This window comes from Nocardia sp. NPDC004722, from assembly GCF_053601505.1.
In genome coordinates, this window is sequence record NZ_JBSGBY010000737.1 from 1 (window position 1) to 3,687 (window position 3,687).

Below are 3,687 nucleotides of genomic sequence, written 5' to 3' on the forward strand. Positions count from 1 at the left end.
CCCGCGACACCGCCTTGCGCAGCCGGGTGTGAGTGGGCGGATCGGCATTGAGCATGTGCCGCAGGCCGTCGTGGGTGCGCGGGCCCTGCCAGGTGCCGGGATATTTGCGGGCGATGACAGCCTCCAGGCCGTCGATGTCCTTGCACAGCCGGGGATCCGCGAGTGCCGCGCGACTCTCCTCGTAGCCCAGGATCAGCCAGCGCGGCACCCCGTCACCGAAGTGCACCCGGATCACCGGGCCGTCCTCACGCCAAAGCCGGTAGTACGCATGCGGATTGGCGAAGAAATGGTCGCCGAGCAGCTCGGTCACCCCACCGACGGTACGGGAATTCAGCGCTTGGCGGCGGCCCGATCCCGGATGCGATTGAGGGTCAGCCGCCACATGACGGTGGCCATATCCACCGGGACGCGCGGCTTGGCGGCGCGTTTGACCATGTCCAGGCGGGCCTTGCGCAGCAGCGCGGGGGACGCCTTGTCGGGGTGACCGGTGTCGAACGGCGGGTGCGGGTCGTATTCGATACCCAGCTGGGTCATCTGGGCGAACTCCTCGCCGGCGATCTCGCCGACCAGCCACAGCCCGAGGTCGATGCCCGCGGAAACGCCTGCGGCGGTGACGATCTTGCCGCTGCGCACGATGCGGTCGTGCGGCCGCGATTCGGCCCCGAAGGCGGCCAGCGAGGACTGCGCCGCCCAGTGGGTGGTGGCCGGATGCCCGCGCAGGATGTCGGCGGCGGCCAGGACCAGCGCGCCCGAGCAGACCGACGTGGTCCACTGGGTACCGGGATGCACGGCCCGCAGCCATTCGATGAGTTCCTTGTTGGCCATGGCGTCGGTGGTCGACGCCTCCGACCCGCCGACCAGCACCAGATCGGGCGCGGGCGTCTCGGCGAAGGTGTGCGTCGCGCCCAGTGCCAGCACCCCGCTGTCGGACACCACCGGGCCGACCTCATTGGAGACGAACCGCAATTCGCTGTCGGGCAGCACCCGCAGCACCTCGTACGGACCGATCGCGTCCAACACGGTCATCCCCGGGTAGAGGACGATGGCCATCTGGAATGTCATGGGACAATCCCCCTTTCAGTACTTCGTGAACCGGGCGCGATACTCGCCCGGCGGTATTCCCAAGTGACGGTGGAAGATTCGGTAGAGGGTCTCGGGGCTGCCCAGGCCGACCGCGGCCGCGACTCGGTCCATGGGCTGATCGGTGGTCTCCAGGATCCGCCGGGCCGCGGCCACCCGCACCTGTTCGACATAGCGGGCGGGCGTGGTGCCGATCTCGCCGGCGAAGACCCGGGAGAAATGCCGGGTGCTCATGCCCACCTGGGTCGCCAGGGCGGGCATCGACAGGTCGGCTGCCAGGTTCTCCTCCATCCAGACCTGGAGCTCCCGCAGCGCGTCCCGCTTGGGCGGATTGGCGGCCAGCGGGGTGCTGAACTGGCTCTGACCGCCGGGCCGATGCAGGTAGACGACCATCCAGCGGGCCACCTCGCGCGCCAGATCCGGGCCGTGGTCGGCGGCGACGATGGCCAGCGCGAGATCGATGCCCGCGGTCACCCCGGCCGAGGTCCACATCGGCCCGTCGCGCACGTAGATGCGATCGGGTTCGGTGGTGATCGAGGGGAACTGCTGGGCGAGCAGCTCACCGCCCGCCCAGTGCGTGGTGGCGCGGCGGCCGTCGAGCAGCCCCGCGCGGGCCAGCAGGAAGGTGCCCGAGCAGACCGAGCCGACCCGGGCGGACCGCTCCGCCACGCGTTGGATGCCGTCGATCAGTGCCGGCAGTTGCGCCGCCACCCACACGCTCATCCCGCCGACCACCAGCAGGGTGTCCACCGGACCGTCCCAGGTGTCGAGTCCGTGGGTGGCCGTCACCTCGATGCCGCAGGACGAACGCACCGGACCGGCCTGCGCGGCGGCCAGTTCGACCCGGTAGCCGGGGGTCGCGCCCAGCGCGGCGGCACCGCTGAAGACGTCGGCCGGTCCGGCCAGGTCCGTCAGCTGGAAACCGTCGAACACGACGATCAGCACCACCCGCATGCCCTTCAGCGTGCTGCCCGGCGCTCATGGCGTCAATGACACGACTCTTGCAGATTCGGCCATCGCCGGGTGGCCGGGCGGTTGCGGTAAGCACCCGCTTGCCGTGTTTGCTCGAATGATAGAAATGCCGGGTGGCCCGACATCTTTTCCAATGCCCGCTGCGCTGGTCCGATATGGACGCCGACGGGCACGTAGACGGCGCATCGCACCTGCGCTACCTGGAGGAAGCCCGCATCGACCTGTTCTGGTCGCGGGGCTTCGGCGGGTCGAACGTGGTCGCGCAAATGGATATCGACTACCTGACGCCGCTGCGCTACCGCCGTGAGCCGGTGCGGATCGAGACCTGGGTGACCCGGATCGGCACCTCGTCGTTCGTGTTGCAGCACGAGATTCGCGATGCCGACGTGGTGTACTCGTCGACGGTGTGCACGATGGTCGCCTTCGACCCGGTAACGCAGACGTCGCGGCGGCTGGCGGAAGACCAGCTCGTGCTGCTGAAGGATTTGGGAATCTGATGCATACCTACGACATTCAGTTGCGGCGCACCGATATCGACGCCCAGCACCATGTGAACAATGTGGTCTTCGCACAGTTCCTGGACGACGCGCGGACGAATCTGCTGGAAGGCCATGCCGCTTCGGGCACGCCCTGGCGGGTGGTCGTGGCGGGCCAGCGGCTGAGCTATCGCATGCCGTTGATCTTCCGGACCGCGCCGGTCACGGTGACTTCGGCGGTGGAACGCGTCGGCACCACCTCCTTCACCCTGACTCACGAGATCCGTGACGGCGAATTCCTTTATCTGTCCGCGACTTCCACCCTGGTCGCCATCGACGACGCCGCCGACGGCGGCACCGGCGCGGCGCCACGCCCGCTGACCGATAGCGAACGGGAATATCTGATGACCTTGGCGGCCCCGCGCGGCTAGACTTACTTGTATCGCCTGGTCAGCGTTGCAAGGGGTAGATCATGGCCAAGATGACCATTGTCGAGTTGCTCGACGTGTTCAAAGATATGACGCTGCTGGAGCTTTCGGAGTTCCTCAAGGCGTTCGAGGAAGAGTTCGGCGTCACCGCCGCGGCACCGGTAGCGGTCCAAACCGTCACCGATGCCGCCCCGGTCGAGCTGGTCGACGAGCAGAGCGAGTTCGATCTGGTGCTGGAATCCTTCGGCGAGAAGAAGATTCAGGTCATCAAGGCCATGCGGGAGATCATCCCCGGCCTCGGCCTGAAGGAAGCCAAGGACCTCGTCGAAGCCGCCCCGAAGGCGGTCCTCGAAAAGGTCGACAAGGATTCCGCCGAAGCCGCCCGCATCAAACTCGAGGCCGCCGGAGCCCGCGCCGCACTGCGTTGAGCTCGGCCTACACCCGAAGATCCTGGCGCGCGGCACCATTCCACCCGCCAGGATCTTCGCGTGCGCCGAGCCTTGCCCCAGCTCGGACCCACCCCGCGCCGGGTCGTGCACGCTGAATCCCCTGCGCCGCGCGGAGTCCGCCGCCTGGCGAGTCCGGTGGGGCGCACCGGCATCCTCGGTGCGGCGCAGGGGTCGCCACCCGCCGAGACGGGCCTCACCGCGCCTGGCGAGCGAGCTGTTCTCCCGGCAGTTGTGAGGCGTAGATGGTGTCGTGGAGGGGTGTGGCGGTGGGCGTGCCGGATT

Annotated in this window: 5 protein-coding genes and 1 pseudogene; 3 read left to right on the plus strand and 3 right to left on the minus strand. The window is 68.3% G+C overall.

The features are described from left to right. The 3 genes and pseudogenes from ACWELQ_RS40855 to ACWELQ_RS40865 form a co-directional block, all read right to left on the minus strand. Nucleotides 1-310 (minus strand): annotated as a pseudogene (locus tag ACWELQ_RS40855) (cytochrome P450); the annotation flags it as partial. Between the two features lie 20 nt (nucleotides 311-330). Continuing rightward, on the minus strand, nucleotides 331-1,062 hold the full coding sequence (locus ACWELQ_RS40860; protein WP_452402355.1) for a DJ-1/PfpI family protein: 732 nt from the start codon (nucleotides 1,060-1,062) through the stop codon (nucleotides 331-333). Between the two features lie 15 nt (nucleotides 1,063-1,077). Next, a complete protein-coding gene (locus tag ACWELQ_RS40865; RefSeq protein ID WP_452402356.1) occupies nucleotides 1,078-2,034 on the minus strand; it encodes a GlxA family transcriptional regulator in 957 nt (318 codons plus the stop codon). 173 nt (nucleotides 2,035-2,207) lie between these two features. Between ACWELQ_RS40865 and ACWELQ_RS40870 the strand changes: the two genes are divergently transcribed. The 3 genes from ACWELQ_RS40870 to rplL are packed head-to-tail and all read left to right on the plus strand — an operon-like array spanning nucleotide 2,208 to nucleotide 3,384. Then, nucleotides 2,208-2,549 carry an acyl-CoA thioesterase gene (locus ACWELQ_RS40870; RefSeq protein WP_452402357.1) on the plus strand — a complete coding sequence of 114 codons (342 nt, stop codon included), beginning with the start codon at nucleotides 2,208-2,210 and terminating at the stop codon, nucleotides 2,547-2,549. Then, nucleotides 2,549-2,959 carry an acyl-CoA thioesterase gene (locus tag ACWELQ_RS40875; RefSeq protein ID WP_452402358.1) on the plus strand — a complete coding sequence of 137 codons (411 nt, stop codon included), beginning with the start codon at nucleotides 2,549-2,551 and terminating at the stop codon, nucleotides 2,957-2,959. Before ACWELQ_RS40870 ends, ACWELQ_RS40875 begins: the two co-directional genes overlap by 1 nt. A 41-nt stretch (nucleotides 2,960-3,000) precedes the next feature. Beyond that, on the plus strand, nucleotides 3,001-3,384 hold the full coding sequence (gene rplL, locus ACWELQ_RS40880) for a 50S ribosomal protein L7/L12 (RefSeq protein WP_452402359.1): 384 nt from the start codon (nucleotides 3,001-3,003) through the stop codon (nucleotides 3,382-3,384). The last annotated feature ends 303 nt before the right edge of the window (nucleotides 3,385-3,687 follow it).